A 26,857-nucleotide genomic window follows, 5' to 3' on the forward strand; every position below is an offset into this window, starting at 1 on the left:
AGGGTTGCGCTCGTTGCGGGACTTAACCCAACATCTCACGACACGAGCTGACGACAACCATGCACCACCTGTACACCAGTCCGAAGACGCACCCATCTCTGAGTGATTCCGGTGTATGTCAAGCCTTGGTAAGGTTCTTCGCGTTGCATCGAATTAATCCGCATGCTCCGCCGCTTGTGCGGGCCCCCGTCAATTCCTTTGAGTTTTAGCCTTGCGGCCGTACTCCCCAGGCGGGGCGCTTAATGCGTTAGCTGCGGCACGGAACCCGTGGAATGGGTCCCACACCTAGCGCCCAACGTTTACGGCATGGACTACCAGGGTATCTAATCCTGTTCGCTCCCCATGCTTTCGCTTCTCAGCGTCAGTAGTGGCCCAGAGACCTGCCTTCGCCATCGGTGTTCCTCCTGATATCTGCGCATTCCACCGCTACACCAGGAATTCCAGTCTCCCCTACCACACTCTAGCCTGCCCGTACCCACTGCAAGTCCGGGGTTGAGCCCCGGATTTTCACAGCAGACGCGACAAACCGCCTACAAGCTCTTTACGCCCAATAATTCCGGACAACGCTCGCACCCTACGTATTACCGCGGCTGCTGGCACGTAGTTAGCCGGTGCTTCTTCTGCAGGTACCGTCACTTCCGCTTCTTCCCTGCTGAAAGAGGTTTACAACCCGAAGGCCGTCATCCCTCACGCGGCGTCGCTGCATCAGGCTTCCGCCCATTGTGCAATATTCCCCACTGCTGCCTCCCGTAGGAGTCTGGGCCGTGTCTCAGTCCCAGTGTGGCCGGTCGCCCTCTCAGGCCGGCTACCCGTCGTCGCCTTGGTGAGCCACTACCTCACCAACAAGCTGATAGGCCGCGAGCCCATCCCAGACCGAAAAACTTTCCACACGGTAGAGATGCCTCTCCGTGTCATATCCGGTATTAGCTCCGGTTTCCCGGGGTTATCCCAGAGTCTGGGGCAGGTTACTCACGTGTTACTCACCCGTTCGCCACTGATCAGGCCAAGCAAGCTTGACCGTCACCGTTCGACTTGCATGTGTTAAGCACGCCGCCAGCGTTCGTCCTGAGCCAGGATCAAACTCTCCGTTGATGTTCAAACAAACCCACGAAGGGCCAAACTGATCCAGGCTGAGCCGAACAACCAGCACAAATACTGATCGTCGTTGTCAACCAAAGAAATTTTCTTCATCCAAGGAACCAGCCACCCACGACCACAACAGTCACAAGCACACGCCAGCCCCTCGAGACGAGGTAAATAGGCATCGATTTTTGACACGCTGTTGAGTTCTCAAGAATCAGACACACACCATCAACCACACCCACACACGCAGGCCCGGCCTCCGGGGATTCCGTTTCATGCTGCCCGTCGCACCTGGTCGGATCGCATCCGTGACCCGCTCTGAGGAGCGACCGGATCGATCCGCCGGACTCGGCGGGCTTCACCACTCTACCCCATCCTCGAGGGTGTCCGTGACGCTGTCACGGCCACCCGGTCGGGCGGGTCAGAGCCCCGTCGAGACCCTGTTCGGGGCTCCGTGACGGAGGTGAGACGTCACCCGAGGGACCGGCCAACTTCGCTCTCGACCAAGTCGATCGCCGTGGCGTCCGTTGCTCCCTGTCGGGCTGACGAAGAGAACAGTACAGGTGATGGGCCAGACCGCCAAAACGGCTACCCCGCCGCCCGATCCGAGCGGCGGGCCGTCACCGCCAGCCGGGGGTTCCATCCCACCGGCACGGGTCCGGGGAACGCCGTGAAGGCCTCGCTCGCGCCCGCCCTTCCGGGGCTGCGGCGAGCACCCACTCGGGCTCGCGCCGGTACAGCCGTCAGGCGAGCAGTCGCGCCATCTCGGCCATCTCGGCCGGGGTCAGGGGGCCGTGCGAGAGCGCGCCGGCGTTCGCCTCGGCCTGTGCCACGGTGCGGACCCCGGGGATCGGGACGGTGGCCGCGCTGCGTCCCCATAGCCAGGCCAGCGCCCCCTGGGCGGGCGTGCGCCCGCCCGAGGTGATGACCTCGCGGATCGCGGCCGCGCGGGCGAGCCACTCCGGGTTGGGCCTGCCGTCGATGAAGTACGCCATCCAGGCCGCACCCGTGGCGCGGACGTCGGTGGCGGACAGCGTGGCCCCACCGTCGTAGGCCCCGGTGAGCACGCCCATCCCGAGGGGACCGCGGTTGATGCTCGCGAGGTTCTCGGTCTCGCAGAGGTCGAGCATGGCCGGGTTGTCCTCGAGCACGTTGAGCTGGTGCTCGACGGCCGTGCAGTGCGGGCCCTGCGCGAAGACCCGGGCACGCTCCACGTCGTCGGTGCTCCAGCCGTACGCCCGGATCGTGCCCTCGTCGACGAGGGAGTCGAGCACGGCCCGCACGTCCTCGCCCCGCGCCGGTTCGAGGTCACCGACGTGGAGCAGCAGCACGTCGATCCAGTCGGTGCCGAGGCGCCGCAGGCTCTCGGCGCACGACCGGCGCACCGCGTCCGGCGTGACGTCGACGCCGCTGACGCTCTTGGCCGCCTCGTCCACGACGTAGCCGAACTTCGTGGCGATCACGACATCCGAGCGCCGGTCGGCGACGGCCCTCCCCAGCACGACCTCACTGTGGCCGGCCCCGTAGTTGGCGGCCGTGTCGAAGAAGGTGACGCCACCGGCCATCGCCGCATGGAGCGCGCGGACCGACTCCGCGTCGTCGACCTCGCCCCAGCCGGCCTGCTGTCCGCCCATGGTCCACGGGCCACCGATGGCCCAGCAGCCCACACCGAGGGCACTGACCTCGATCCCGCTGCGGCCGAGGGTCCGTCGGGTGGTGATGGTGCTCTCCGATGTCGTCATGACCGCGACGCTAGATCCTGGAGCGCGCACCAGATCAAGCCCTTTCGGACACCGATCCCACGCTCGGTGCCTCTACGGTGGAGCGATGACGACGACAGGCGACGCCGCCGGTCTCCGCGTGGGAGAGGCTGCACGAGCGGCAGGGGTCAGCATCGACACCCTCCGGTACTACGAGCGCGAGGACCTGCTTCGCACCGAGCGGACCCCGAGCGGCCACCGCCGCTACTTCGACTCCGACCTGGACTGGATCGGCGTCCTCACCTGCCTGCGCGAGTCGGGCATGCCGATCCGGCGGATGCGCGAGTTCGCCACTCTCGTCGGCGAGGACGACGACGCCACCGTCGGCGCGCGCATCGAGCTGCTCGAGGAGCACCGGGCCGACGTCGTTCGCCGGATCCGCGAGCTGGAGTCCAACCTGCGACGCGTCGAGGGGAAGCTGGCCTGGTACCGGGACCGCCTCGCCGAGGGCGACCCGACGGAGGCCCCTACGCCCCCGCCCCAGGCGTAGGACCCGGCCCGGGGCGTCAGGTCGCGAGGCTCGGCCACGAGGTCGCGGGCTCGACGACCGGCGACCGGTCCGCCCATCGGGTCAGGACAGCGGCTTGAGGACGTCGAGACCGACGAAGGGACGCAGTGCCTCGGGCACCACGACCGAGCCGTCGGCCTGCTGGTGGTTCTCGAGGATGGCGACGAGCCAGCGGGTCGTGCCGAGCGTGCCGTTGAGCGTCGCCACGGCGCGCGTGCCCGGGCCGTTCGGGTCGCGTTCGCGGGTTCCCAGCCGGCGCGCCTGGTACGTGGTGCAGTTCGACGTCGAGGTCAGCTCGCGGTAGCGGCCCTGCGTCGGCACCCATGCCTCGCAGTCGAACTTGCGCGCGGCCGGGCTGCCGAGGTCACCGGCCGCCGTGTCGATGATGCGGTAGGGCACCTCGACCTTGGCGAGCATCTCGCGCTCCCAGTCGAGGAGGCGCTGGTGCTCGGCCTCGGCGTCCTCGACGCGGCAGTAGCTGAACATCTCGACCTTGTGGAACTGGTGCACGCGGATGATGCCGCGGGTGTCCTTGCCGTGCGAGCCGGCCTCGCGCCGATAGCAGGCCGACCAGCCGGCGTAGCGCTTCGGCCCGCCCGACAGGTCGATGATCTCGTCGGCGTGGTAGCCGGCGAGGGCCACCTCCGAGGTGCCGGTCAGGTAGAGGTCGTCGGCCTCCAGCCGGTAGACCTCCTCGGCGTGGGCGTCCATGAAGCCGGCGCCGACCATGATCTCCGGCCGCGCGAGCGTCGGGGTGATCATCGGCGTGAACCCCGTCGCGGTCGCCTGCGCGATGGCCATGTTGAGCAGCGCCAGCTCGAGCTGGGCCCCGACGCCGGTCAGGTAGTAGAAGCGCGCGCCGCCGACCTTGGCGCCGCGCTCCATGTCGATGGCGCCGAGCCGCTCGCCGAGGGCGAGGTGGTCCAGCGGCTCGAAGCCCTCGGCCGCGAAGTCGCGCGGCGTGCCGACGGTCTCGAGCACGACGTAGTCGTCCTCGCCGCCGGTGGGCACGCCCTCGATGATGACGTTGCCGACGCGTCGGAGCAGCCGGTCGAGCTCGGCGCCGGCGGCGTCGGCCTCCTCCTCGAGGCCCTTGACCCGGTCGCTCAGCGTCGCGGCGTGCGCGCGCGCCTCGTGGGCCTTCCTCTCGAGCTGCTCCGCGTCGGCGTCCCCGGCCTTCCGCGCCTTCTGGAACGCGCCCATGGCGGCACCGACGGCCTTGCTGACCGTCTTCTGCTCGGCGCGGAGGCGCTCGAAGTCGGTGAGGGACGATCGACGGCGCTCGTCGGCGGCGAGGATCGCATCGACGATCCCCGGGTCCTCTCCACGGGCCTGTTGCGAGGCGCGGACCCGGTCCGGTTCGTCGCGCACGAGCTTGATGTCGATCACGCGCGCCAGCCTAACGGCGCCCGCAGGCCGCCCTCGACCGAGTTCCGGACGGGGCGCGACGGCGACCCGACGCGTCGAGCGGCCGGTGTCCTCGACGGACACCGGCCGCTCGTCTCGAGGGGTTGCGGGACGCGGTCCTCCGACGGGTCCGCCGTGGGCTACTTGACCTCGGCGCGGGTCAGGCGCCAGATGCCGACGGCGAGCGGTGCGACGACCCACAGGCCGACCGACGCGCCGAGGTGGGCCCACTGGGAACCGGTGAGGGAGCCCTCGAAGAGCGGCTGCATCGTCTGGTTCAGGTCGAGCCACTCCGCGGCCGACCGCAGCCACGAGACCATCGAGCCGAGGATCGACCACGCGGTCGGCAGGACGAAGAAGACGACGACGGCAGCCGGGGTGTTCTTGAAGAGCATGCCGAAGCCGACGCCCTGCGCGACACCGAGCAGCACGTAGCCCGCGGCCCCGAGGAGGACGAGCCCGCCGATGGACCAGTCGGGGTCGATGTCGCGGAAGGTGATGGCGGCCTGGTGCGCGACGCCGGCGAGGGCGAGCGACAGGGCGAAGGCGGCCGCGCCGACGACCAGGGCGCTGAGGAGCTTGGCCCACGCGACCCGGATGCGCCGCGGCTCGAGACCGAACGTGACGAGCCCGGTGCGTTGGCTCCACTCCGCCGTCACGGCGAGGATGCCGACGACGGGCAGGATGAGGGCCATCGGCATCGTCGTGGCCTGGAGGTACTCACCGAAGGCGTGCTGGCCGCCCTCGTTGAAGAACATGATCGTCAGGGCGACGGCGATGATCGCGCCGATGCCGATGAGCAGCCAGCGTCCTGCGCGGGTGTCGAGCATCTTGCGCAGCTCGACGTGCAGGAGGCGGGTGAAGGGCACCCCGGTCGTGGGCCGCTCGCCGCCGATACGGGCCGGCATGGTCGCCCTGCTGGGCAGCGCCGACTCGACGTGCTTCGGGGACGCCTGTGCTGCAGGCGCGTTCGTGGTGGTGGGAGTGGTGGTCATGCCGCCACCTCCTCTCGGGCGGCGTCGGCCGTGAGGTCGAGGAACATCTCCTCGAGGCCCCTGCTGTCGCCACCGCGCAGCTCGGTCAGGACGACCTGGTGGGCGGCGGCGACGCGTCCCACCACGAGCGGCTCGGCCTCGACCTGCAGCCCGCCGGTCGGGGTGCGGTGCGCGGCGACCGACTCGGCCGTGAGCGCCGCGAGGAGCGCGTCGTCGTCGGTCGAGCGCACGTGCGTGCCCGCGCCGGCGAGCAGCTCGTCCTTGGTGCCCTGCGCCATGATGCGACCGTGGCCGATGACGACGATCTCGTCGGCGACGCGCTCGATCTCGCCCAGCAGGTGCGAGGACAGCAGTACCGTGCCGCCCTCGTTGGCGTAGCCGCGCAGCAGGTCGCGCATCCACCGGATGCCGGCCGGGTCGAGGCCGTTGGCCGGCTCGTCGAGGATGAGCACCTCGGGGTCGCCGAGGAGCGCGTGGGCGATGCCGAGGCGCTGGCGCATGCCGAGGGAGTAGTTGCGGACCCGCCGGTTCGCCTCCTTGTCGGTGAGGCCGACGAGCTCGACCATCTCGTCGACGCGGCCACGGCCGACACCCATGAGGATCGCCCCGAGCGTCAGCACCTCCCGGCCGGTGCGTCCGGCGTGCTGCGCCGACGCGTCGAGGAGCAGGCCGACGTGGCGGCCCGGGTTCGGCAGGGCGCCGTACGGCCGGCCGAGCACCGTGGCCCGCCCGGAGGTCGCCGGGGTGAGGCCGGACATGACGCGCATCGCGGTCGTCTTGCCGGCGCCGTTCGGTCCGAGGAAGCCGGTGACGAGACCGGGCTTGACCTCGAACGAGATGTCGTCGACGGCCGTGAAGGCGCCGTACCGCTTGGTGAGTCGTTCGACTGTGATCATGGGCCACACCCTGTCGGTGACGCGGGGCCTCGCGCATCCGTCATGAGCCTGATTCCGACCCCTACCCAGGTCGTAGCCGACCCTGACCCGAGTCAGGGTCGGACCGGGCGAGCGGCCTCTCCGGCGGGCGGCGCCGGCGGGCCGCGCCGGCGGTCCGGAAATGCGGTGGACGCGTCGCCGGCGACAGCTCTAGGGTCTCGCCTCGTGTGGATCTCCTGATGCCTCGAGCCCGCCCGCGCCGTGACCGTCCGCCACCGGACGAGGTCACGCCGCGGGGCCCTGCCGACCATCAAGGACCACGCCATGTCCACCACCCTCACCGTCACCGACCTCGACGTCGCCTTCGGCGCTCGCGTCCTCTTCTCGGGCCTGGGCCTGGTCGTGTCCGACGGCGACGTCACCGCCGTCGTCGGCCCCAACGGGTCCGGCAAGTCGACGCTGATGCGCACCCTCGCGGGCGAGCTGCCCGTCGAGCGCGGCGCGGTGCGTCTCGCACCTGCCGACGCGACGGTCGCCTGGCTCCCGCAGGCGTTGCCCGACGCGCAGGAGTCCCTGCTCGCGTACGCGCGCCGGCGCACCGGCGTCGCCGCAGCCGACGCCGAGCTCGAGGCGGCCTCGGCCGCGCTGGCCGAGGCGTGCCCCGGCGCGGAGGACCGCTACGCCGTGGCGCTCGAGCGGTGGCTCGCGCTCGGTGCGGCCGACCTGGACGAGCGCCTGCCGGAGGTGTCGGCACGCGTGGGGCTCGACGTCGACGCGTCGCGTCCGCTCGGCACGCTCTCGGGCGGACAGGCGGCGCGGGCGAGCCTCGTCGCCGTCCTGCTGAGCCAGTACGACGTGCTGCTGCTCGACGAGCCGACCAACGACCTCGACGCGCGGGGCCTGGACCTCATGGTCGACTTCGTCCGGTCGCACGAGGGCCCGGTGCTCGTCGCGAGCCACGACCGGACGTTCCTCGACGCGGTCGCGACCGACGTCCTCGAGCTCGACCTGGCGCAGCAGAAGGTCGCCCGCTACTCGGGCGGCTGGAGCGCCTACGTGGAGCAGCGCGAGCTGGCCCGCGCCCAGGCGTGGGACGCCTGGGAGGGCTACACCGCCGAGCGGGAGGCGCTGCTCGGCCAGGCCCGCCAACGGGCCGACTGGGCGGTCCGGGGGCGCACCGGGCCGAAGGCGACGAAGGAGCCCGACAAGCACATCCGCGAGAAGCACCGGGCCCGCGCGGACCGGCAGGGTGCCAAGGGCGCCCGCCTCGAGCGGGCCGCGGACCGGCTCGCCGTCGTCGACCAGCCGCGCAAGGAGTGGCAGCTGCGGTACTCGATCACGCCGGGGAGGCCGTCGGCCGACGTCGTCGCGACGTTGTCGGACGCGGTCGTCGAGCGGCACGGGTTCCGGCTCGGCCCGGTGTCGCTCGTCGTCGGCCGCGGGGACCGGATCGCCCTCGTCGGCGACAACGGCAGCGGCAAGACGACGCTGCTCGGCGCGCTCCTCGGCGACCTGCCGCTCGCCTCCGGTCGCCGCGCATCGGGCACCCGCGTGTCCGTCGGGGTGCTCGACCAGCGACGCCGCCTGCTCGACACCGACGCGACGGTCCTCGACGTCGTGCGTCGCGAGCTCGGCCCCCACGCGCGGACGGGCCGGGAGTGGCCGGCCGGCGACGTGCGGACCCTGCTGGCCAAGTTCGGACTCGGCGCCGAGCACGTCGGGCGCCCGGCGCGAAGCCTGTCGATGGGTGAGCGGACCCGGGCGCTCATGGCGCTCTTCCAGGGCCGTGAGGTCAACGTCCTCGTCCTCGACGAGCCCACCAACCACCTCGACGTCCCGGCGATCGAGCAGCTGGAGGCGGCCGTCGCGGCCTACGACGGGACGGTTCTCGTCGTCAGCCACGACGTGTCGCTGCTCGAGGCCATCGGGCTGACGCACCGCTGGCACCTCGAGGCCGGCCGGGTCCGCGTCGAGGCCCTCTGAGGCTGCGCCGCGCCGCAGGTGTCGCGGACCCCTCCCCATTCGGGCCGAGGTGCGCGACGCTGGGGTCATGCCTGCCACGACCGTCGTCCTGTTCGGCGCCACCGGTGACCTCGCCAAGCGCAAGCTGCTCCCGGGCCTGCTCCACCTGCACGAGAGCCAGCTGCTCGAGGGCCTGCGCGTCGTCGCCACGAGCCTCGAGAACCTGACCCGCGACGAGTTCCTCGACCTCGTGTTCGCCTCGATCCGCGAGCACTCGAGCCACGACGTCACGGACGACGACCTGCGCGAGTTCGCCGACCGCATCCACTGGGTGCCGGGTTCGGCTGGGCCGCAGGGGATCCGGGACGCGGTGGACGAGTCGGAGCAGATCCTCGGGCCCGAGGCGTGGCGCCTGCACTACCTGTCCGTGCCGCCGAAGGCCGCCCTCGCGGTGGTGCGCCAGCTCGAGGAGGCCAAGCTGGTCGAGCGCAGCCGGATCATCATGGAGAAGCCGTTCGGGACGGACCTGGCCAGCGCCCGCGCCCTCAACGCCGAGCTGCACGAGGTCTTCGCCGAGGAGCAGATCTTCCGCATCGACCACTTCCTCGGCAAGGAGGCGGCCCAGAACATCCTCGCGTTCCGGTTCGCCAACGGCCTCTTCGAGCCGATCTGGCACCGCAACCACATCGACCACATCCAGATCGACGTGCCCGAGACGCTGGGCCTGGCCCAACGGGCCGACTTCTACGAGGGCACCGGCGCCTACCGCGACATGGTCGTGACGCACCTGTTCCAGGTGCTCGCGTTCACGGCCATGGAGCCGCCCACGTCCCTGGAGCCCCATGCGATCAGCGAGGAGAAGAACAAGGTCTTCCGGTCGATGGCCCCCATCGACCCGCACGACGTCGTCCGTGGCCAGTACGTCGGCTACCGCGACGAGCCCGGCGTCCGCTCCGACAGCGACACCGAGACGTTCGTGGCGCTCAAGTGCCACGTCGACAACTGGCGCTGGGCCGGCGTCCCCTTCTTCCTACGCACCGGCAAGCGTCTCGCCGAGGGCGCCCGCATCATCTCCATCGCCTTCAAGGAGCCGCCGCGCTCGATGTTCCCGGCCGGTTCGGGCGTCGGCGACAACGGCCCGGACCACCTGACCTTCGACCTCGCCGACAAGTCTCGGATGTCGCTGTCGTTCTACGGCAAGCGACCCGGACCGGGCATGAAGCTCGACAAGCTGTCGATGCAGTTCTCCGTGCAGGAGACCAACTGGGCGGGCGCCGTGCTCGAGGCGTACGAGCGGCTGATCTACGACGCGGCGCGGGGCGACCGGACGCTCTTCACCTCGGCCGAGGGCATCGAGCGGCTGTGGGAGGTGAGCCAGCCGCTGCTCGACAACCCGCCGACCGTGCGGCCGTACCAGCCGGGCACGTGGGGCCCGAACCAGATCCACCAGCTCGTCGCGCCGTTCACGTGGCGGCTGCCGTTCGAGCGCCCGTGGCGCAGCCCGAACGACTACGGCGCCTGACCTGTCTCCGGCTCAGCCGGCGGTCGCCCGGGTGAAGCCCTTGTAGCGCCTCCCCTGGTGGATGAGGTGTCCGCGGTCGCCCTCGGCGAGCTGCCCGTAGTCGCGCCCGCTCACCTGCAGCTCGCGCCGCTGCCCCGAGTCCTCCTCGAAGGTCACGAAGTACGTCGTGCTGGTGCTGGCCGGCCCGGCGATGCTCGCCGGTCCGCTCGCATCGGCACCGGGCAGCGCGGCGGAGCCGGACCGCCGGCGCACGTCGGTACGCCTGGACACGACGAGGGCATCGACGCTGCGCAGCGGCGCGGCCTGGTCGGTACGCCACTGCGCGACGCCCTTGACGAGCGTGTAGACGACTCCCGCGACGACGAGCGTCGCGACGAGGCCGAAGAAGAGGAGGAAGCCGCTCGGCGGACCGGCCATCGCCGGGTCGAACGGGACGAAGTCGTCGGTGAGCATGCGCACCCCTGTGTGCTCGAGCCAGTGAGGACCGCAGTATGACTCCTCCGGGAGCCGGACGGTTGCATCACGGGCGGCGTCGGCGCCGGACGCTCACTCGCCGGGGTAGACCACCCCGACCTGGCGGCGCACCTCGTCCATCGTCTCCATGACCCGCAGCGTCGTCGCGTGCGGCATGAGGGGCGACTCGCGCTCGCCGGCGGCGAGGCACCGGGCGAACTCGGCTGCCTCGTAGGAGAACCCGCGGACGTCCTCCGGCAGGCCGCCGGGACGCTCGTCGAGCACCTCGTTGTCGAGGCCGACGAGGCGCAGCGTCGAGCCTGCGCCGTAGAAGGTGCCGGTGAGCTCGAGGCGCGCGGCGGTGCCGGCGACGACGGCGGTGCACGGCGTGACACCGGCCATGGTGCACGACAGGACGCCGTGGGCACCGGCCGCGTTGGCGACGGTGACCGTGGTCGTGGCGTCGACGCCGACGTCGGTCAGCGTCCCCTTCGCCTGCACCGATGCGGGTGGGCCGAGGACGAGGTCGGCGAAGGACACGGGATAGACGCCGAGGTCGAGCAGGGCCCCACCGGCGAGCTCGGGCTGGGCCAGACGCTCGGGGCCGTCGGGGTAGAGCCGCTGCCCGTGGTCGGCGAAGACCGTGACGACCTCGCCGATGAGGCCCGACTCGACGACGTGCCGCACGACGTCGTACTGCGGCAGGAACCGGCTCCACATCGCCTCGACGACGAGCAGGTCGCGCGCGGCCGCGGCGTCGAGCACCTCGCGGGCCTCGGCCGCGCTGCGGGTGAAGGCCTTCTCGACGAGGACGGGCTTGCCGGCCTCGATGGCGAGGAGGGCGTGCGCACGGTGCTCGGAGTGGGGTGACGCGACGTACACGGCGTCGACCTCGGGGTCGGCGACGAGGTCCTCGTAGCTGCCGTGGGCCCGGGGGATGCCGTACTCGTCGGCGAACTCCTGCGCGCGGACGTGGCTGCGCGACCCGACGGCCACGACCTCGGAGGCGGTTCCGACGGCGACGGCCTCGGCGAACGAGTGCGCGATGCCGCCCGGCGCAAGGACGCCCCAGCGGATGGCCGGAGCGTCGTGCGGGTCAGGGGTTCGCGCGGCCGGCAGCGCGAGGCGCACCTCGATGGGGAGCGTCACGCCTTCACGTCCCACAGGTGGTGGCGGATGTCGTGCGCGAAGTACACGGCCAGCGTGCCCGCCGTGAACTCCGACCCGTTGCTGCGCAGCGCCGGCCAGCCCCACTCGTTCCCGACCGGGCGCTGGAAGGTGGCGGCCGCCGCCTCGAACGCGTCGTGCAGCTCACCGCGCAGCACGTCGCCGTCCGTGCGCCAGTACTCCTTCGCGAGGGCGGTCGCGTCCTGGTCCCAGTCGGCGAACCGGACGACCTGTCCGCCGCCGTCGAGGATCTGCTCGAGCCGGCCGGCCATGACGTCACAGACGTCGCGAACGTGGCACGTGTACTCGACCGGCGACCACACGCCCTGCCCCGGACGCGTCCGCGCGTCCGGGCGGCCGAGCGCCGCGGTGAACCGGCCGGCTGCGTCACGCAGCAGCGCCGGCACGGCCGTCGGCTCGAGCCGCGACGGGTCGAAGCCGCAGTCCGGGCACGGCTGGCGCAGCACCCACGTCCAGTCGGCGGTGTCGGGGGTCGCGGGACCGGGATCCTCGACGCGCAGGGCACCGGGGCCCGTCGGCTCGCTCATGCGGGTCAGCCTAGGGCCGTCGGGCCGCACCGGCTCACGTCGTCCGACGACCGACCGGATTCCGGACGGACGGGAACCGGGCGATACCGTGCTCTGGTGCTGAGGGACTACCTGCCGTGGATCGTCGCCGGGGTCGTGGTTCTGGCCCTGGTCGTCGGCGGCGTGGTCCTCACGCGGGTCGCGCCGGACGCCACGGGGACGCTGCGACGCCGACCGCGCCCACCGCGCGACCACTTCCGCTCCGGCGACGACGGGGCCGCCACGCCGCTGCGGCGAGCGGCGGTCGTCGTCAACCCGACGAAGTTCACCGACCTGCCGGCGATCCGCGAGCGCATCGTCGCGACGTGCCACGCGAACGGGTGGGGCGACCCGCTCTTCTACGAGACCACCGTCGAGGACCCGGGCGCCGGCCAGGCCGCGCGGGCGGTCCGTGACGGCGTCGACCTCGTGTGCAGCCTGGGCGGCGACGGCACGGTGCGCAACGTCGCCCACGCGCTCCTCGGCACCGAGACGCCGCTCGGCATCCTGCCCGCCGGGACCGGGAACCTCCTGGCCCGCAACCTCGACCTCCCCGTGGCGCTCGAGAACGCCCTCGAGGTGGCGCTGAGCGGCCGCAACCGGCGCATCGACGTCGGCGAGCTGCTCGTCGGCGCGGCGCCCGACCCGACCGCGCCCGGTGATGCCGAGCCCGACGACCCGCGCCCGGTCCACCACTTCCTCGTCATGAGCGGCCTGGGGATGGACGCCGAGATCATGGCGGCCACGAACGAGAACCTCAAGAAGAAGGTCGGCTGGCCGGCGTACATGGTGTCGGGCCTCAGGTCGCTCGTGTCCCCGGAGTTCCGCGTGCGCCTCAAGATCGACGACGAGCTCGAGTTCCGCCGCCGTGCGCGGATGGTGGTGATCGGCAACTGCGGGCGGTTGCTCGGCGGCTTGGTGCTCATGCCGAACGCCCGCGTCGACGACGGGCACCTCGACACCGTCATCGCCTCGCCCCGGGGTGTCGTCGGCTGGGTGCCGGTCGCGACGCGGGTCGTGACCCGCCGGCGCAAGGGCCACTCGACGCTCGACCACAAGGTGTGCCAGGAGATCCGGGTGCGCGCCGACCGACCGATCGCCGTCCAGGTCGACGGCGACGTCATCGGTGAGGCGAACGAGGTGTTCGCCCGGATCCGTCCGGCGGCTCTGACGGTGCGCGTCAGCCTGACCTGAGGGCAAGCCGCCGTCCACCCCCCTCCCTCACGAGCTGCCCCGGAAAGCGGGGCAGCGGCGGGGTGCCACGGTCCTCTCGCCGTCTCCCTCACGCACTGCCCCGGAAAGCGGGGCAGCAGCCGGGCGCCACGATCCTCTCGCCGTATCCCTCACGCACTGCCCCGGAAAACGGGGCACTGCGTGAGGGAGATGGGGGAACCGGGCCGGCCGCTCGCCGAAGGGGTTCCAGCCAGCGCGTACCTGGTCGCGACCGTGGTCGGTGTCCCAGTCCACCGACTGGCCGGTCAGGCTTCAGCGGGCGCCGAGGGCGTGCTCCACGGCCAGCTGGTTGAGTGCGACGAACGCGTACCCTGCCGCGGCCAGCGCGTCGGCGTCGACGTCCTCGTAGGCCGACCGGTCGGCGAGCAGGTCGGCGAGCGTCTCCCCTTCGGACAACGTGGGCTCGGCCAGCTCGAGGACCCGGCTCGCGGCGAAGGCCGCCTGGACCTCCGGGTCGGCCCGGTAGGCCGCCGCGCGCTCGGCGAGCAGGATGTACGTGCTCATGTTGGCCGCGGCCGAGGCCCAGACGCCGTCGACGTCCTCGGTGCGCGAGGGCTTGTAGTCGAAGTGGCGCGGCCCGTCGTAGCGCGGCCCGCCGCCCGGGAAGCCGTTCTCGAGCAGGTCGACCGTGAAGAACGCCGACAGCAGGTCGCCGTGGCCGAAGACGAGGTCCTGGTCGTACTTGATCGAGCGCTGGCCGTTGAGGTCGATGTGGAACAGCTTGCCGGCCCAGAGCGCCTGCGCGATGCCGGCCGTGTAGTTCAGGCCCGCCATCTGCTCGTGCCCGACCTCCGGGTTGAGGCCGACGATGTCGCCGTGCTCGAGCTGGGCGATGAAGCCGAGGGCGTGCCCGACCGTGGGCAGGATGATGTCGCCACGCGGCTCGTTCGGCTTGGGCTCCAAGGCGATCCGCAGGTCGTAGCCCTGCTCCTTGATGTAGGCCGCGACCGTGTCGATGCCCTCGCGGTACCGGTCGAGCGCGGCGTTGAGGTCCTTGGCGCCGTCGTACTCGGCGCCCTCACGGCCACCCCACATGACGAACGTCTGCGCCCCGAGCTCGGCCGCGAGGTCGACGTTGCGGACCACCTTGCGCAGCCCGTACCTGCGCACGTCGCGGTTGTTCGACGTGAAGGCGCCGTCCTTGAACACCGGGTGGCTGAACGTGTTCGTCGTGACCATCTCGCAGACGAGGCCGGTCGCGTCGAGCGTCTTGCGGAAGTCGGCGACGATGCGGTCGCGCTCGGCGTCGCTGCTGCCGAACGGCACGAGGTCGTCGTCGTGGAACGTCACGCCCCAGGCGCCGAGGTCGGCGAGACGCCGGCACGACTCGAGGGGGTCCAGGTGCGGGCGCGACGCGTCGCCGAACTGGTCGCGCGCCTCCCAACCCACGGTCCAGAGGCCGAACGAGAACCGGTCGTCGGGGGTCGGGGTGCGGACCATGAGGCTCCTCCTGAGCAGGCGGCATCGTCGGCCGCGATTTGTATGATGAACAAACATATTGGCACGAGGGCGGTAGGGTCAACGGGTGACCACCGGCGCGACGACGGGACAGGGGCCCCTGCGCCCACCGGGCGGGATGGCCGACCGCGTCCGACGCGGCGCCGTCCAGCAGGGCACGCTGCGCGCGCACAACCTGTCCGAGGTGCTGCGCGCCGTCGTCGAGGCTCCCCACCCACCGACGCGCGCCCGCATCGCGACGACGCTCGGCGTGACCCGCGCGACGGCCTCCGACCTCGTCGACCGTCTCATCGAGTCGGGGCTGGTCGTCGAGCTCGAGCAGGAGTCGCTCGGACGGGCCGGGCGGCCGGGCACGCTGCTCGGTCCGGGCACGCACGCCGTGCTCGGCCTGGGCCTCGAGGTGCAGGTCGACCACCTGGCCGTGCGCGCCACCGACCTCACCGGGGCCGCCGTCGCCGAGGCCCACCGCCCCGGTGACTACCGCGCCAGCGACCCGCGACAGGTCGCCCTCCAGCTGGCGCGCCTCGCCGCGCCCATCGTCGAGGGCCTCGACGGCGGGCCGCCCGCGCGCGGCACGGGATCCGTCGCACCGGCCGGGCCGGTGGCCGGCGCGTGCGTCTCCGTGCCGGCCCTGCTCGACCGGGGGCTCGTGCGCCTCGCGCCCAACCTCGGCTGGCGGGACGTCGACCTCGCCGCCCTCCTCGCCGCGGACGACGCCCTCTCCGGCATCGACGTCCGGGTCGGCAACGACGCCGACCTGTCGGCCCGCGCCGAGGTGCACGCCCGCGCCCACCGCGAGGGGACACCACGCTCGGCCCAGTCCTTCCTCTACGTGGCCGGCGAGGTCGGCATCGGTGGGGCGATCGTCGTCGACGGTGAGGTGTCCGCCGGTCGGGGTGGCTGGTCCGGCGAGATCGGGCACGCCGTCATCGACCGGGCGGGACCCCGCTGCGCGTGCGGCGCCACCGGGTGCCTCGAGACCTTCGCCGGCCGCGACGCCATCGCGGACGCCGCCGGCGTGCCGCGTGACGTCCCCGTGGCCGAGCTCGCCGCGGCCGCGTCGACGGGCGCTCGCCGCAACCGCGTCCGCCGCGCCCTCGACACCGCCGCCGAGGCCCTCGGCGTCGCGGTCGCCACCGCCCTCAACCTCGTCGACGTCGAGCACGTGGTCCTCGGCGGGGTGTACGGCGCCCTGTTCGAGCACCTCGAGGCCGGGATCCGCGAGCAGATCGCCGCCCGGGTGCTCGCCGCCCGGTGGACCGAGGTCGCGGTCAGCCGCGCCCTCGCCGGCCCGGACGCCGGCGTCACCGGCGCGGGTCTGCGGGTGCTCGACGACGTCGTGCGCGACCCGTCCCGGTGGATGGCCGCGCCCAGCGCCACGCGCCCCAGGGCGTGACGCGTCCCGGGGCTGACGCACCCGGCGGCGCTCAGGCGAAGAGCGTCTGGCCCCAGTGCTGCCCGTCCTCGAGACCGGGCGGGCACGCGAACACGGCCGAGCCGGTGTGCTCGATGTACTCGTTGAGCGCGTCCGCGGCCGCGAGCGCCCGCTGCATCGGGACGAACTGCTTCTGGACGTCGCGGACGAACGCGATGAAGAACAGGCCGGCGTCGAGGTGGCCGACGCCGTCGGTGCCGTCGGTGAAGGTGTAGCCCCGGCGCAGGATGCGGATGCCGCCGAGGTTGCTCCGGTGGGCCAGACGCACGTGCGACGCCACGGGGATCGCGGGGCTGCCGTCGGGGCCTGCGCGCGTGAAGTCGGGCTCGCTGAACTCACCGCTCTGGCCGAGCGGCGCCCCGTCCTTCTTGTCCCGGCCGATCGTGTCCTCCTGGTCCTGGAGGGTCGAGCGGTCCCAGACCTCGATGTGCATCCGGATCCGGCGCGCGACGAGGTAGCTGCCGCCGGCCATCCAGGCTCCACCCGTGGTGGCCGTCCCGGCCTCGTCACCCGGCGCCACCCACACGTGCTCGGCGAGCGCGTCCGTCTCCTCGGCCTTGATGTTGGCGGTGCCGTCCTTGAAGCCGAACAGGTTGCGGGGCGTTGCCTGGGCCGTCGTCGTCGAGGACGTGCGGCCGAACCCGAGCTGGGACCAGCGCACCGAGACGACCCCGAACCCCAGCCGCACGAGGTTGCGCACCGCGTGGACGGCGACCTGCGGGTCGTTCGCGCAGGCCTGGATGCAGAGGTCGCCGCCGGACCGGTTCGGGTCCAGCGCGTCGCCCCGGAACGGTGGCAGCTCGCGCAGCGCGTCCGGCTTGCGGTCGGCGAGACCGAACCGGTCGTCGAACAGCGACGGCCCGTACCCGATGGTGATGGTCAGGCCCGACGCGCCGAGCCCGTAGGCCTCCCCGGTGTCGGCCGGCGGCCGGTACGGGCCGCCGCCGACGAGCCCGCCGGGAGCGGCCTCGGCTCCGGCGGTCATCCGTTCGGCCGCCCTCGTCCACTCCTCGAGCATCCGGGCCAGCTCGTCACGGTCGTCGGTCACCACGTCGAGCGCGACGAAGTGCAGGCGGTCCTGCGCCGGCGTGACGATGCCCGCTTGATGGGCGCCGCGGAAGGGAACCGGGGCGTCGAGGGCCGCGCCAGACGCGCCTGCTCCCGAGGCTCCTGGCGCGCCTGACGCGTCCGACGCGTCGGTGCCGCTCGAGCGTCCCGCGGCCCAGCCGGCTCCCGCCCCGCCCACGGCACCGGCCACGGCCCCGGCGGCCGCGACGCCGGTCGCGCCGAGGACGTGGCGGCGGCTCGGCGTCGGGGGAGGCGACGCAGCCGGTGTCACAGCCGGTGTCACTTCGCCTCCACGACGCCCGGCACCTTCGCGACCTGCTCGCTCAGCGCGTCGAGCGCGACGGTGAGGTCCTTGACCTGGGCGTCGGACAGGGCGGTGTAGCTGACGAACGCACCGTTGGCGCGGTGGCTGTCCAACATCGTGGAAAGGGCGGTGAACTTCTCGTCCAGGGCCTTGTGCAGGGCGGGGTCGCGCTCGGTGATGACCGGGCGGAGCGCCGCGAGGGCCTGCTCGGAGCCCTCGAGGTTGCCGTCGAAGTCCCAGAGGTCGGTGTGGGAGTACCGCTCCTCCTCGCCCGTGACCTTGCCGGTGGCGACCTCGTCGAGCAAGGCCTTGGCCCCGTTCGCGATGGACAGCGCGGTCGGCTCGACGGTCTTGCTCTTGGCGACGATCTGCCTGACGTCGGCGAGCAGCCGGTCGGCGACGGCGCCGGAGTCCTTCTGGAGGCCGTCCTTCCAGAGGTCCTTCTCGAGGCGGTGGTAACCGGTGAAGGCCATGCCCTCGGCGGTGACGTCCTCGCGACCGTCGATCCTCGGGTCGAGGTCGCCGAAGCTCTCGGCGACCGGCTCGATGCTCTCCCAGGGGTGGCGGGCCTCGGGGTAGAGGTCCTTGGCCTTCTCGACGTCGCCGGCCTTGACCGCGGCGACGAACGCCGCGGTCCGCGTCTCGAGCTCGTCGGCCTCGCCCGCGACGAACGCCCGGTAGTCCGCGATGGCCGTCCGCACCTTGGCGTCGGCGCTGCCCGCGGTGGCCGTGCCGGTGACGGTGAAGGTGCCGCGGATGCCGTCGCCGACCATGCCGGGCTTGCACGCCGTCGTGAAGGTGCCGGGCTCGGTGATCTCGACCTTGAGCTGCCGCGACAGGCCCGGCGCGATGTTCTCGACCTCGGAGACGATGCGGTCGCCGGCGGCGTAGAGGTAGAACTCGGTGACCTTCGTGCCGCTGTTCGTGATGTCGAAGGTCACCGTGCCCGCTGTCGCGGTCGTCGCGCTCAGCCGGCACGCCGTGTCGGTGGCGGTGACGCTGATGGGCCCCGAACCCGCGGTGGTCGGGCCGGAGCTCCCGCCGCTGGAGCCGGAGCAGGCCGCCAGGGCCAAGGCGGCGACAGCAGCGGGGGCGACGAGCGTCGCAAGGCGCAGGGCAGGGCGAGGCATGGTTCTCCTGTGGAACGGCGGGCGGATGCGTCAGGCGGCGATGCGCGTGCGGGGCGTCTCCGCGGCGGCGGGCTTCGGCGGCGTCCGGACGGGACGCAGGAAGAGGGAGAGCACGACCGCGACGTAGCCGCCCCAGGCGACCGCCTGCAGCCAGGTGGTGTTCGGCGAGAAGTTGAAGATGCCCTTGAGCAGGGCGCCGTACCAGCTGTCGGGGCTGATGGCCGCGCTGACGTCGAAGGCGAGGCTGTCGAGGCCGGGGAGGGTGCCCGCCTCCTGGAGGTCGTGCAGGCCGTAAGCGAGGATGCCGGCTGCCACGACGACGAGCAGGATGCCGGTGTAGCGGAAGAACGCGGCGAGGTTGATGCGGACCGCGCCGCGGTAGATGAGCCAGCCGAGGACGACGGCGCCGGCGAGGCCGATGACCCAGCCGAGCAGCGGCAGGCTGTTGCCGCGCCCGGCCGCCTCGGTCGTGGCGTAGAAGAAGACGGCGGTCTCGAGCCCCTCGCGGCCGACGCCGAGGAAGGCGACGAGGGCGACGGCGGCCGGACCGAGGTCGAGGGCCCGGTCGAGGCGGCCCTTGAGCTCGCCGGAGATGGTCCTGGCGGCCGAGCGCATCCAGAAGACCATGCCCGTGACGAAGACGACGGCCAGGATCGAGGCCGACCCGCCGATGAGCTCCTGCTGCCCGAAGGACAGCTGGCTCGTGCCGTAGGTCAGGAGGGCGCCGAGCGCGACCGAGAGGGCCACGGCCACGCCCACTCCGGTCCACACGTGGCGCAGCGCCCACCGGCGGCCCGACTTGACGAGGAACGCGACGAGGATGACGACGACGAGGGCCGCCTCGAGGCCTTCGCGGAGCCCGATGAGCGCGTTGCTGGCGAGCACGGCGTCCTTCTTCCTGGGTGACGTCTGGTCGGGACGGCATCGGTGCTGATTTAGGTCACACCGAAGTGCCGGAATTCAGCAAAGCACAGGTAAGGCTTACCTAACAACCCGGCTCCTCGGTGATGAGACGTGGTTCACGGGACCGCCGTGACGACACGGCCGGTTCGCGAGCGCGCCGCCGCCACCGGTGCCAGATTGGGGACATGAGCCCCGCCGCGGAACCCCACCCCTTCACCGGTTTCCCGCCCGACGCCCTCGAGTTCTACGCCGGGCTCGAGGCCGACAACTCACGGACCTACTGGCAGGACCACCGGGCCACCTACGAGTCCGCCGTCCGCGGACCGATGCTCGCCCTGCTCGACGCCCTCGAGGACGAGTTCGGCCCGGCCAAGCTCTTCCGCCCCAACCGCGACGTCCGGTTCAGCGCCGACAAGTCGCCGTACAAGACCCACCAGGGCGCGCTCGTCGGCAGCGAGAAGGCCGTCGGCTACTACGTCCAGGTCAGCGCCGACGGCCTGCTGGCCGGCGGCGGGTTCCACTCGCACGGACCCGACCAGACGAAGCGGTTCCGGGCCGCGGTCGACGCCCCTGCGTCCGGAGCCGAGCTAGAGAAGATCCTGACGTCCCTGTCGCGCAAGGGTTTCGAGCAGCGCGGGGAGGCGGTGCGCACGACACCCCGCGGTTACCCCGCCGACCACGCGCGCATCGAGATCCTCCGGCTCAAGGAGGTCATGGTGACCCGCGACTACGGCGCCCCCGACTGGCTCGGCACGACACGTGCCCTGACCGAGGTGCGGGCCGCCTGGCGCTCCGTCCGGCCCCTCGTCGAGTGGGTCGGCGAGCACGCCGAGGGCGAGGCCACCGGGCGGCCGGCCGGCCGTCGCTGACCGGCGTCGCCGACCGGCGTCGCCCACCGGGGGCGACGGCGCCTCGCCGCGCGCTGTTGCCCTGCCACCGCGGCACGGGGCGGTTACCTTGGGCGCGTGACCCAGCGCAGTGCACGCGTCGACGCGTACGTCATCGGCGGCGGACCCGCCGGCCTCGCCACCGCGGCAGCCCTGCGCCGGCGGGGGTTGCGCGGCGTCGTCCTCGAGCGCAGCGACGCCGTCGGCAGCTCGTGGCGCGGGCACTACGACCGGCTCCACCTGCACACACCGCGCGAGCTGTCCGGCCTGCCCGGGCTGCCGATCCCGCGCGAGATGGGCCGCTGGGTGGCCCGCGACGACGTCGTGCGCTACCTCGAGCAGTACGCGGCGCACCACGAGATCGACGTGCGCACCGGCGTCGAGGTGACCCGCGTCGACCGGGCGCCCGCGCACCCCGGCTGGGGGGACGCGTGGACCTTGACCCTCGGCGACGGCTCGACGCTGACCGCGCCGTACGCCGTCGTCGCGACCGGCTTCAACCACACACCGCGCGAGCCGGACGTGCCCGGCCTCGACGCCTGGCCCGGCGAGGTCGTCCGCGCCCGCGACTACCGCACCGGTGCGGCGTACGCGGGTCGCGACGTGCTCGTCGTCGGCACCGGCAACACCGGCACCGAGATCGCCGTCGACCTGGCCGAGCAGGGTGCCGCCCGGGTCCGGATGGCCGTGCGGACCGTGCCGCACATCCTGCGCCGCAACCGCGGACCGGTCGCCGCGCAGTACACCGGCATCGCGGTCCGGCGCCTGCCGACGGCGCTTGTCGACGCCGTGGCGCCCGTCGTCGAACGGCTCCAGGTGCCCGACCTGTCCGCTCACGGCCTGCCCCGCCCCGACACCGGCCTGCTGACCCGTGTCGAGCGCGACAACGCCATCCCCGTCCAGGACGTCGGCATCATCGACGCGGTGCGCTCCGGGGCGGTCGAGCCGGTCGCGGCGCTCGCGTCGGTCGACGGCGAGGACGTCGTGCTCGCCGACGGCAGACGGCTGCGCCCCGACGTCGTCGTCCTCGCCACCGGCTACACGCAGGGCCTCGCGACGATGCTCGGGCACCTCGGCGTCCTCGACGACGAGGGTCGGCCCGTCGAGCGGGGTGGCCGGACGGCCCGCGGCGCCCGTGGCCTCTGGTACACCGGCTACACCAACCCGATCTCGGGCATGCTGCGCGAGATCGCCATCGACGCCCGCAAGATCGCGCTGGCCATGGCGCTCGCCAAGCGGCGCGAGGCCCGGGCCCTGCGCTCCGCCTGACACGACGGTCGTCGGGGTGCCCGTCAAGGGTGGGTGTAGCGACCGCCGAGGTGCAGGAAGGCGGCGGCGATCGGCTCGCCGCCTGCCAGCGCCGACGCGAGCGCCTCGTCGCTCGGCACGCCGCGGGCCAGGGCACGGTGGTGCCGGAGCATCGTGTCCGCAGCGACCTCGTCGGGCACCGGCGACACCGCGGCGACGGCCGACCTGGCCCCGAGACTGAGCACCGCCGCCGCGAGACCGAGCTGCTCCTCTCCCGGCCGGAACGTCGCGGACCCGACCTCGCACGCCGAGAGCACGACGTGCCGGGCCCGGACGCCGGCGGCCTGCAGCTCGTGGGCGAACACCGGGCCGTCGTGCAGGTGCACCGAGGAGAAGAGCGGCGACTGCACCTGGTGGGTCCCGTGCGCGGCCACGTGGACGACGTCGTCGATGCTCATCGCCCGGACGAGCCCGTGCGCCACCGAGGGGTCCGCCACGCTGACCTGCGCGCGGTCGGCCCAGGCCTGCGCCACGGCCGCCGCCTCGCCCGACGCGCGTCGCAACGAGGGGCCGACGCTGACGTGGACGCGCGCGGGGAGAGCGGGCCGCACCGCAGCGGACCCGTCCGCCGGCGCCTCCGCCGGCGCGTCCACCGCCGGCGCGTCGCCGGCCCGACGCGCGAACGACGTCAAGGAGGACGCGACGGTGAACGGCACGCCCGTCAGGGACGGAAGCAGCGACCACGGCAGGGCCGACAGCTCCTCGCAGGTCACGACGACGAGGCCCGTGCGACGCAGCCCCCACGGCCGGACCGCGGCGGCGTCGAGGCGGTCGGCCGCGGCCCGCAGCGACCCCCAGACGGCGGAGGCGAACGGGCCGAGCTCGCGCGTGGCCGCGGTGCGCAGGTCGACCCGGATGCGATGGGCCAGCTCGACGGCCTCGGCCAGCGGCATGAGGTCGCGGACGCGGGCCCGCCCGCCCACCACGCCGACGCCCATGAGCCGCCCCTCGACGGGGAAGAACCAGACGAGGTCCCGGTCGGCGCGGTCGAGGGCCTCGCGCCCCTGCCGCACCCGGACCTCCGTCGCGGTGCCCGTCGGCGACCCGCTGCTCAGCGTCCAGTCCCGGGCGCGGATGTCGCGCTCGAGGCGCCGGACGCGAGCGGTCAGCTCGCCGACCTCGGCCTCGGGAACGTCCCCGCGCAGCAGCGCCTGGGTCGAGCGCAGCTGCTCGGTGAGGGAGGCGAGCACGGCGTCGGCCGGCCGGGCCAGGGAGGGCAGCCGGTCGGTGGCGTTGCGCCATCGGTCGAGCGCCTCGAGCACGGCCGCGCTGCCGCCCCGCAGCGCCAGGGCGAGGTCGAGACGGGCCAGCCGGACGCCGTGGAGCGCCCGGGCGCTGCGCAGGTCGAGGCTCGCGCTGCCCTCCTGCCCCGCAGCCAGGCCCCGTGCCGCCCGGCCGAGGACGCGCCGGGCGAGGACCGGTTCTCCGGAGGCGAGATGCAGGCTGGCCTGCGCCGCAGCCCGGTCGAGCTCGCCGCTCAGCGACGCTCCGGGGCCGGCGACCCGCTCGAGGCTGGCGCGGGCCGCGTCGACGCGTCCGGCGAGCAGGTGCGCGTCGGTCGCCGCCACGAGCGCGGAGTCGGCCAGATCGGTGTCGCCGAGCCGCCCGGCCGTGGCCGCGACGTCGTCGGCGGCCGCGAGCAGCGGCGCGAGAGCCGACGCCGCGACCGGGGCGCGGCGCAGCCGGTCCAGCTCGACGTGGACGAGTGCGAGCCGGGCCTTGGCCGCCCAGCCGACGGCGCCCACCCGGTCGAAGCCGGCGACCGCACGCTCCGCGGCCGCCCGGGCGCGACCGAGGTCGCCGGCGAGCCGGTGCGCCCGGGCCAGCCCGAGCTGCAGCTCGGCGGCGACCTGGTCCTGCTGGGCGTCGGGCGACCCGGCCGCCGCCTCGAGCACCTCGACCGTCTCGTCGATGAGTCCTGCCTCGAGGAGGACGTGCGCCCGGTCGAGGCGGGCGGGCAGCAGCGACACGTCGGGAGCGTCCACCACGGCGGCGGCCATCGTCGCGAGCGCCCGGGGGACGTCACCGAGGAGGTAGGCGGCATAGCCCTCGTTGTGGGCGGCCATGAACTCGAGCTGCGGGAAGCCGCCATCACGGGCCGCGCGGGCGGCACCGGCGAAGGCCTCGAGAGCGACCGCCGGCTCGGACATCTCGAAGGCGAGCATGCCCCGGCTCAGCAGGACCGAGCACTGCTCCCGCGCGGAGAACGCGTCGAGGTGGCGCAGCGCGCCCTCGAGGCCCGCGCGCGCGCCGGCGAGGTCGCCGACGCGTCCGGCCACGTTGGCGCGCTGGTAGTCCAGCCGGGCCCGCAGCCCGGCGTCGCCGAGGGTCTCGACGATCCGCTCGGCCTCGGCGAAGCGCACCTCGGCGGCACGGACGCCCTCGAGGAGGAACTGGCTCAGGCCGAGGGTGATGAGCGTCTTGGCCCGGAGCGTCTGGGCGATGCCGTCCCGGGTCGCGGCGTCGACCTCGTCGAGCCGGCGCAGGGCGTCCACGAGCACGGAGACGGCCCGTTCGGGCCGGCCGGCTCCGTTCTCGACCGCGGCCTGCTCGCGCAGGGCCTCCACCTCGTCCAGCGTGCGCCGTGCGCTGATCGTCGGCCGCCTCCCTGCGCAGCCGGGATCAGCGTCACACCTGGATCGTGGGCGTGATGACCGGTCGCGCGCTCTCGTCGTCGGGGTCGACCCGGATCACGAAGTGGATCGGGCCATGCGGTAGATCATCCAGAACGAAGCGGCCGTTCGCATCGGTATCGACCAGACTGCTGCCTTCTGTCGTCACGGCCTCGACCGTGGCGCCGGGCGTCGTGACGTAGCCGTCGACCCGGACCCGGCCCTCGAGGTCGCTCGCGTTGACGGTGACCATGAGGCTGACGGCCGCGGCGTTGAAGGTCACCGACTCGGTCGGCGTCGGCTCGACCTTCGTGCCGCGCGTCGCGAGCAGGGCCGAGTCCGTGAGCTCGGCCACCTCCGCGTGCAGCGCCTGCACGGTGAGCTCGAACTTGATCCGCTCGGTGAGGTCGGACGGTACGGGGTCGGCGTGCGCGAACAGCTCACGCAGCTGGCGCAGCGTGGCCACGTCGAGGTCGTCAATGGCGTCCTTGTGCGAGCTCATGTCACACCGCCCATCCGGGATCGGAGCCGAGGACGGTCCTCAGCTTCTGGAGGCATCGGCCGCGGGTCGGGCCGATGCTGCCGACGGGCATCCCGAGCGACTCGGCGATGGCCGCGTAGTCGGGACGGTCGGCGAACGCGATGACGCGCAGCAGCTCCTGGCACCGCGGAGGGAGGGTCGAGACGTGCTTCCACAACACGCCCTGACGCTCGCTCAGCACCGCCTGCGCCTCCGGGTCGAGGGCCTGGGCCGGGGCCTCGGGCACCTCCTCGACGCCGATCTCGCGACGCGAGCCGCGCGCCAGGCGCCACACCTCGCGCTTGACGACGACGACGAGCCAGCCGAGCACGGCGGCCGGCTCGTTGATCGTCTCGGCGCGGTCGACGAGCTGCAGGAACGCCGTCTGGACGGCGTCCTCGCACGTCGTCGGGTTGGCGCCCTGCGAGCGGGCCGCGTTCCACAGCACCGGCGTGACGAGGTCGACCAGCTCGGACAGGCGCTCGCGCTCGCCGGCGAGGTAGGCGGCGAAGGCCTTGCCGGCCAGGGTGCCCAGGCCGTCGGACGCCGTGGGTGCGGGTGTCATGGCGTTGCTCCCTTCGTCGTGCAGCGACGCAGCGCCCGCAGCGCCCGCTTGCGCATGACGGCGGGGGCGACGTCGGCGACGTCCTTCTCGGTGGCGATCGCGGCGGCGACCTCGGCGGCGAAGACCGGCGTCGCGAACGACGTGCCGCTCCAGACGCCGAAGCCGCCCGTGTAGTCGTCGGGGTCGACGGTGCAGCGCACCGGGCCGTCCCCCTCTGCCTTCGTCGACGGCTGGCCCATCCCGTTCGTCAGCGGCAGCGTGCTGACGACGGACACGCCGGGCCGGACCGCCGTGATGACCGGGAGCGTGTTGGAGAACAGCGCGACGCTCGACCCGTCGGGATTGTTGGCCCCCACGCTCGACACCGGCGGCAGCGCCCGCGCGGTGATCCGCGGTGGCAGCGACGCGGCGAGCGCCGCCGGCACGAACGGCGCGCTGACGCCGTCGTTGCCCGCGCCCGCGACGACGGCGACGCCGGCCTCGGCGAAGCGGTCGAGCAGGTCGGCCACGGGGCCGGAGGTGTAGGTGCGGTCCTCGGCGTAGTAGCCGAGCGACAGCGACAGCACGTCGATGCAGTCGGCGGGGTGGTCGGTGGTCTGCCCGTGGACGTGCCGGTCGAGCAGCGCCTCCAGCACGTCGAGGATGTCGGCCTCGTCGACCATGCCGTCCTCGCCCATGACGGGGATCGACAGGATCGTCGCCTCGGGACAGCCCTGGCGCAGCAGGCCGGCGATGAACGTGGCGTGGCCGTGCAGGAGGCCGACCGGCTCCTGCGGCTTCGGCGCGTCGCTGAGGCCCTCTGCGGGAGCGGGCGCGGCGTCCTCCGGAGGCCCCGCGGGGACGAGGCGGCCGTTCTCGTACCTCAGGCGCACGATGGTGCGCTCGTCCTTGAACCACGGGTGCTTCGCGACGGCCGTGTCGGGCACGGCCACGACGGGACGCCGCGGCAGGTCGCGGGCGCGCAGGGCCGGGTCGGGCAGGGCCAGGCTGACCGGCATCCGCCCGCCGCGGCCGGGGACCGCGTACTCCTGGAGCGCCGAGCTGACGCCACCCCAGTAGCCGACGCCACCCCAGTAGCCGCCGACGCCGCCCCAGTAGCCTGTCTCTTATACACATCTGACGCTGCCGACGACGGA

The 26,857-nt window shown here is 72.9% G+C and carries 22 protein-coding genes and 1 rRNA gene; 7 read left to right on the plus strand and 16 right to left on the minus strand.

Features of this window, described 5'->3' with window-relative positions; all coding sequences use genetic code 11:
- A 16S ribosomal RNA gene (locus ACPYOM_RS10460) occupies positions 1 to 1,092 on the minus strand; the annotation flags it as partial.
- Between the two features lie 734 nt (positions 1,093 to 1,826).
- Entirely contained in the window at positions 1,827 to 2,825 is a 999-nt protein-coding gene (locus ACPYOM_RS10465) for an aldo/keto reductase (protein ID WP_481345885.1), read from the minus strand.
- 85 nt (positions 2,826 to 2,910) lie between these two features.
- Between ACPYOM_RS10465 and ACPYOM_RS10470 the strand changes: the two genes are divergently transcribed.
- Positions 2,911 to 3,333 (plus strand): MerR family transcriptional regulator, encoded by a 423-nt coding sequence (locus tag ACPYOM_RS10470; RefSeq protein ID WP_481345886.1) that lies wholly within the window; start codon positions 2,911 to 2,913, stop codon positions 3,331 to 3,333.
- An 81-nt stretch (positions 3,334 to 3,414) separates the two neighbouring features.
- Here the strand turns inward: ACPYOM_RS10470 and serS are convergent, their stop codons facing one another.
- The 3 genes from serS to ACPYOM_RS10485 all read right to left on the minus strand — a co-directional run bounded on the left by serS (position 3,415) and on the right by ACPYOM_RS10485 (position 6,649).
- The gene (gene serS / locus ACPYOM_RS10475; RefSeq protein ID WP_481341437.1) at positions 3,415 to 4,740 is read right to left on the minus strand and encodes a serine--tRNA ligase; all 1,326 of its coding nucleotides are present in this window, start codon (positions 4,738 to 4,740) and stop codon (positions 3,415 to 3,417) included.
- A gap of 158 nt (positions 4,741 to 4,898) precedes the next feature.
- Positions 4,899 to 5,753: an ABC transporter permease gene (locus tag ACPYOM_RS10480; RefSeq protein ID WP_481345887.1), complete on the minus strand. Its 855-nt coding sequence runs from the start codon at positions 5,751 to 5,753 to the stop codon at positions 4,899 to 4,901.
- Positions 5,750 to 6,649: an ABC transporter ATP-binding protein gene (locus ACPYOM_RS10485; RefSeq protein WP_481341439.1), complete on the minus strand. Its 900-nt coding sequence runs from the start codon at positions 6,647 to 6,649 to the stop codon at positions 5,750 to 5,752. Before ACPYOM_RS10485 ends, ACPYOM_RS10480 begins: the two co-directional genes overlap by 4 nt.
- A gap of 303 nt (positions 6,650 to 6,952) precedes the next feature.
- Here ACPYOM_RS10485 and ACPYOM_RS10490 point away from each other — a divergent pair, with 303 nt between their 5' ends.
- Entirely contained in the window at positions 6,953 to 8,611 is a 1,659-nt protein-coding gene (locus ACPYOM_RS10490) for an ABC-F family ATP-binding cassette domain-containing protein (RefSeq protein WP_481345888.1), read from the plus strand.
- A 67-nt stretch (positions 8,612 to 8,678) separates the two neighbouring features.
- Positions 8,679 to 10,112 (plus strand): glucose-6-phosphate dehydrogenase, encoded by a 1,434-nt coding sequence (gene zwf / locus ACPYOM_RS10495; RefSeq protein ID WP_481341441.1) that lies wholly within the window; start codon positions 8,679 to 8,681, stop codon positions 10,110 to 10,112.
- A gap of 12 nt (positions 10,113 to 10,124) precedes the next feature.
- Here zwf and ACPYOM_RS10500 read toward each other — a convergent pair whose 3' ends face one another.
- The 3 genes from ACPYOM_RS10500 to ACPYOM_RS10510 all read right to left on the minus strand — a co-directional run bounded on the left by ACPYOM_RS10500 (position 10,125) and on the right by ACPYOM_RS10510 (position 12,280).
- A complete protein-coding gene (locus ACPYOM_RS10500; protein ID WP_481345889.1) occupies positions 10,125 to 10,565 on the minus strand; it encodes a DUF2500 domain-containing protein in 441 nt (146 codons plus the stop codon).
- Positions 10,566 to 10,658: 93 nt separating this feature from the next.
- The gene (locus ACPYOM_RS10505; protein WP_481345890.1) at positions 10,659 to 11,714 is read right to left on the minus strand and encodes a Gfo/Idh/MocA family protein; all 1,056 of its coding nucleotides are present in this window, start codon (positions 11,712 to 11,714) and stop codon (positions 10,659 to 10,661) included.
- A complete protein-coding gene (locus tag ACPYOM_RS10510) occupies positions 11,711 to 12,280 on the minus strand; it encodes a DinB family protein (protein ID WP_481345891.1) in 570 nt (189 codons plus the stop codon). The genes ACPYOM_RS10505 and ACPYOM_RS10510 overlap by 4 nt, the downstream gene beginning before the upstream one ends.
- A gap of 96 nt (positions 12,281 to 12,376) precedes the next feature.
- On the opposite strand from ACPYOM_RS10510, the gene ACPYOM_RS10515 reads away from it, so the two are divergent.
- Positions 12,377 to 13,492 (plus strand): diacylglycerol/lipid kinase family protein, encoded by a 1,116-nt coding sequence (locus ACPYOM_RS10515; protein ID WP_481345892.1) that lies wholly within the window; start codon positions 12,377 to 12,379, stop codon positions 13,490 to 13,492.
- A gap of 291 nt (positions 13,493 to 13,783) precedes the next feature.
- Here the strand turns inward: ACPYOM_RS10515 and xylA are convergent, their stop codons facing one another.
- Positions 13,784 to 14,971 carry a xylose isomerase gene (gene xylA / locus ACPYOM_RS10520; protein WP_481341446.1) on the minus strand — a complete coding sequence of 396 codons (1,188 nt, stop codon included), beginning with the start codon at positions 14,969 to 14,971 and terminating at the stop codon, positions 13,784 to 13,786.
- Positions 14,972 to 15,056: 85 nt separating this feature from the next.
- Between xylA and ACPYOM_RS10525 the strand changes: the two genes are divergently transcribed.
- Positions 15,057 to 16,385 carry an ROK family protein gene (locus ACPYOM_RS10525; protein WP_481345893.1) on the plus strand — a complete coding sequence of 443 codons (1,329 nt, stop codon included), beginning with the start codon at positions 15,057 to 15,059 and terminating at the stop codon, positions 16,383 to 16,385.
- Positions 16,386 to 16,416: 31 nt separating this feature from the next.
- Here the strand turns inward: ACPYOM_RS10525 and efeB are convergent, their stop codons facing one another.
- Genes efeB through efeU form a run of 3 tightly spaced genes read right to left on the minus strand, consistent with a single transcriptional unit; the run spans position 16,417 to position 19,811 of the window.
- The gene (efeB, locus tag ACPYOM_RS10530) at positions 16,417 to 17,775 is read right to left on the minus strand and encodes an iron uptake transporter deferrochelatase/peroxidase subunit (protein ID WP_481345894.1); all 1,359 of its coding nucleotides are present in this window, start codon (positions 17,773 to 17,775) and stop codon (positions 16,417 to 16,419) included.
- Positions 17,772 to 18,926, minus strand: a complete 1,155-nt coding sequence (gene efeO / locus ACPYOM_RS10535) for an iron uptake system protein EfeO (RefSeq protein WP_481345895.1) — start codon at positions 18,924 to 18,926, stop codon at positions 17,772 to 17,774. Before efeO ends, efeB begins: the two co-directional genes overlap by 4 nt.
- A 30-nt stretch (positions 18,927 to 18,956) precedes the next feature.
- Positions 18,957 to 19,811: an iron uptake transporter permease EfeU gene (gene efeU, locus ACPYOM_RS10540; protein WP_481345896.1), complete on the minus strand. Its 855-nt coding sequence runs from the start codon at positions 19,809 to 19,811 to the stop codon at positions 18,957 to 18,959.
- 203 nt (positions 19,812 to 20,014) lie between these two features.
- On the opposite strand from efeU, the gene ACPYOM_RS10545 reads away from it, so the two are divergent.
- Together ACPYOM_RS10545 and ACPYOM_RS10550 are read left to right on the plus strand one after the other, a co-directional pair.
- Complete coding sequence (locus ACPYOM_RS10545) at positions 20,015 to 20,698, plus strand: DUF2461 domain-containing protein (RefSeq protein ID WP_481345897.1); 684 nt, start codon at positions 20,015 to 20,017, stop codon at positions 20,696 to 20,698.
- A 96-nt stretch (positions 20,699 to 20,794) separates the two neighbouring features.
- A complete protein-coding gene (locus ACPYOM_RS10550; protein WP_481345898.1) occupies positions 20,795 to 21,985 on the plus strand; it encodes a flavin-containing monooxygenase in 1,191 nt (396 codons plus the stop codon).
- Positions 21,986 to 22,008: 23 nt separating this feature from the next.
- Here ACPYOM_RS10550 and ACPYOM_RS10555 read toward each other — a convergent pair whose 3' ends face one another.
- From ACPYOM_RS10555 to ACPYOM_RS10570, 4 genes are all read right to left on the minus strand, one after another.
- Positions 22,009 to 24,591 carry a CHAT domain-containing protein gene (locus ACPYOM_RS10555; protein WP_481345899.1) on the minus strand — a complete coding sequence of 861 codons (2,583 nt, stop codon included), beginning with the start codon at positions 24,589 to 24,591 and terminating at the stop codon, positions 22,009 to 22,011.
- 61 nt (positions 24,592 to 24,652) lie between these two features.
- The gene (locus ACPYOM_RS10560) at positions 24,653 to 25,138 is read right to left on the minus strand and encodes a hypothetical protein (protein ID WP_481341454.1); all 486 of its coding nucleotides are present in this window, start codon (positions 25,136 to 25,138) and stop codon (positions 24,653 to 24,655) included.
- Between the two features lies 1 nt (position 25,139).
- Positions 25,140 to 25,721 carry an RNA polymerase sigma factor gene (locus tag ACPYOM_RS10565; protein WP_481341455.1) on the minus strand — a complete coding sequence of 194 codons (582 nt, stop codon included), beginning with the start codon at positions 25,719 to 25,721 and terminating at the stop codon, positions 25,140 to 25,142.
- The gene (locus tag ACPYOM_RS10570) at positions 25,718 to 26,719 is read right to left on the minus strand and encodes a S8 family serine peptidase (RefSeq protein WP_481345900.1); all 1,002 of its coding nucleotides are present in this window, start codon (positions 26,717 to 26,719) and stop codon (positions 25,718 to 25,720) included. Before ACPYOM_RS10570 ends, ACPYOM_RS10565 begins: the two co-directional genes overlap by 4 nt.
- Between the last annotated feature and the right edge of the window lie 138 nt (positions 26,720 to 26,857).

The sequence above is a fragment of the Monashia sp. HAY1-2A genome, assembly GCF_056755315.1.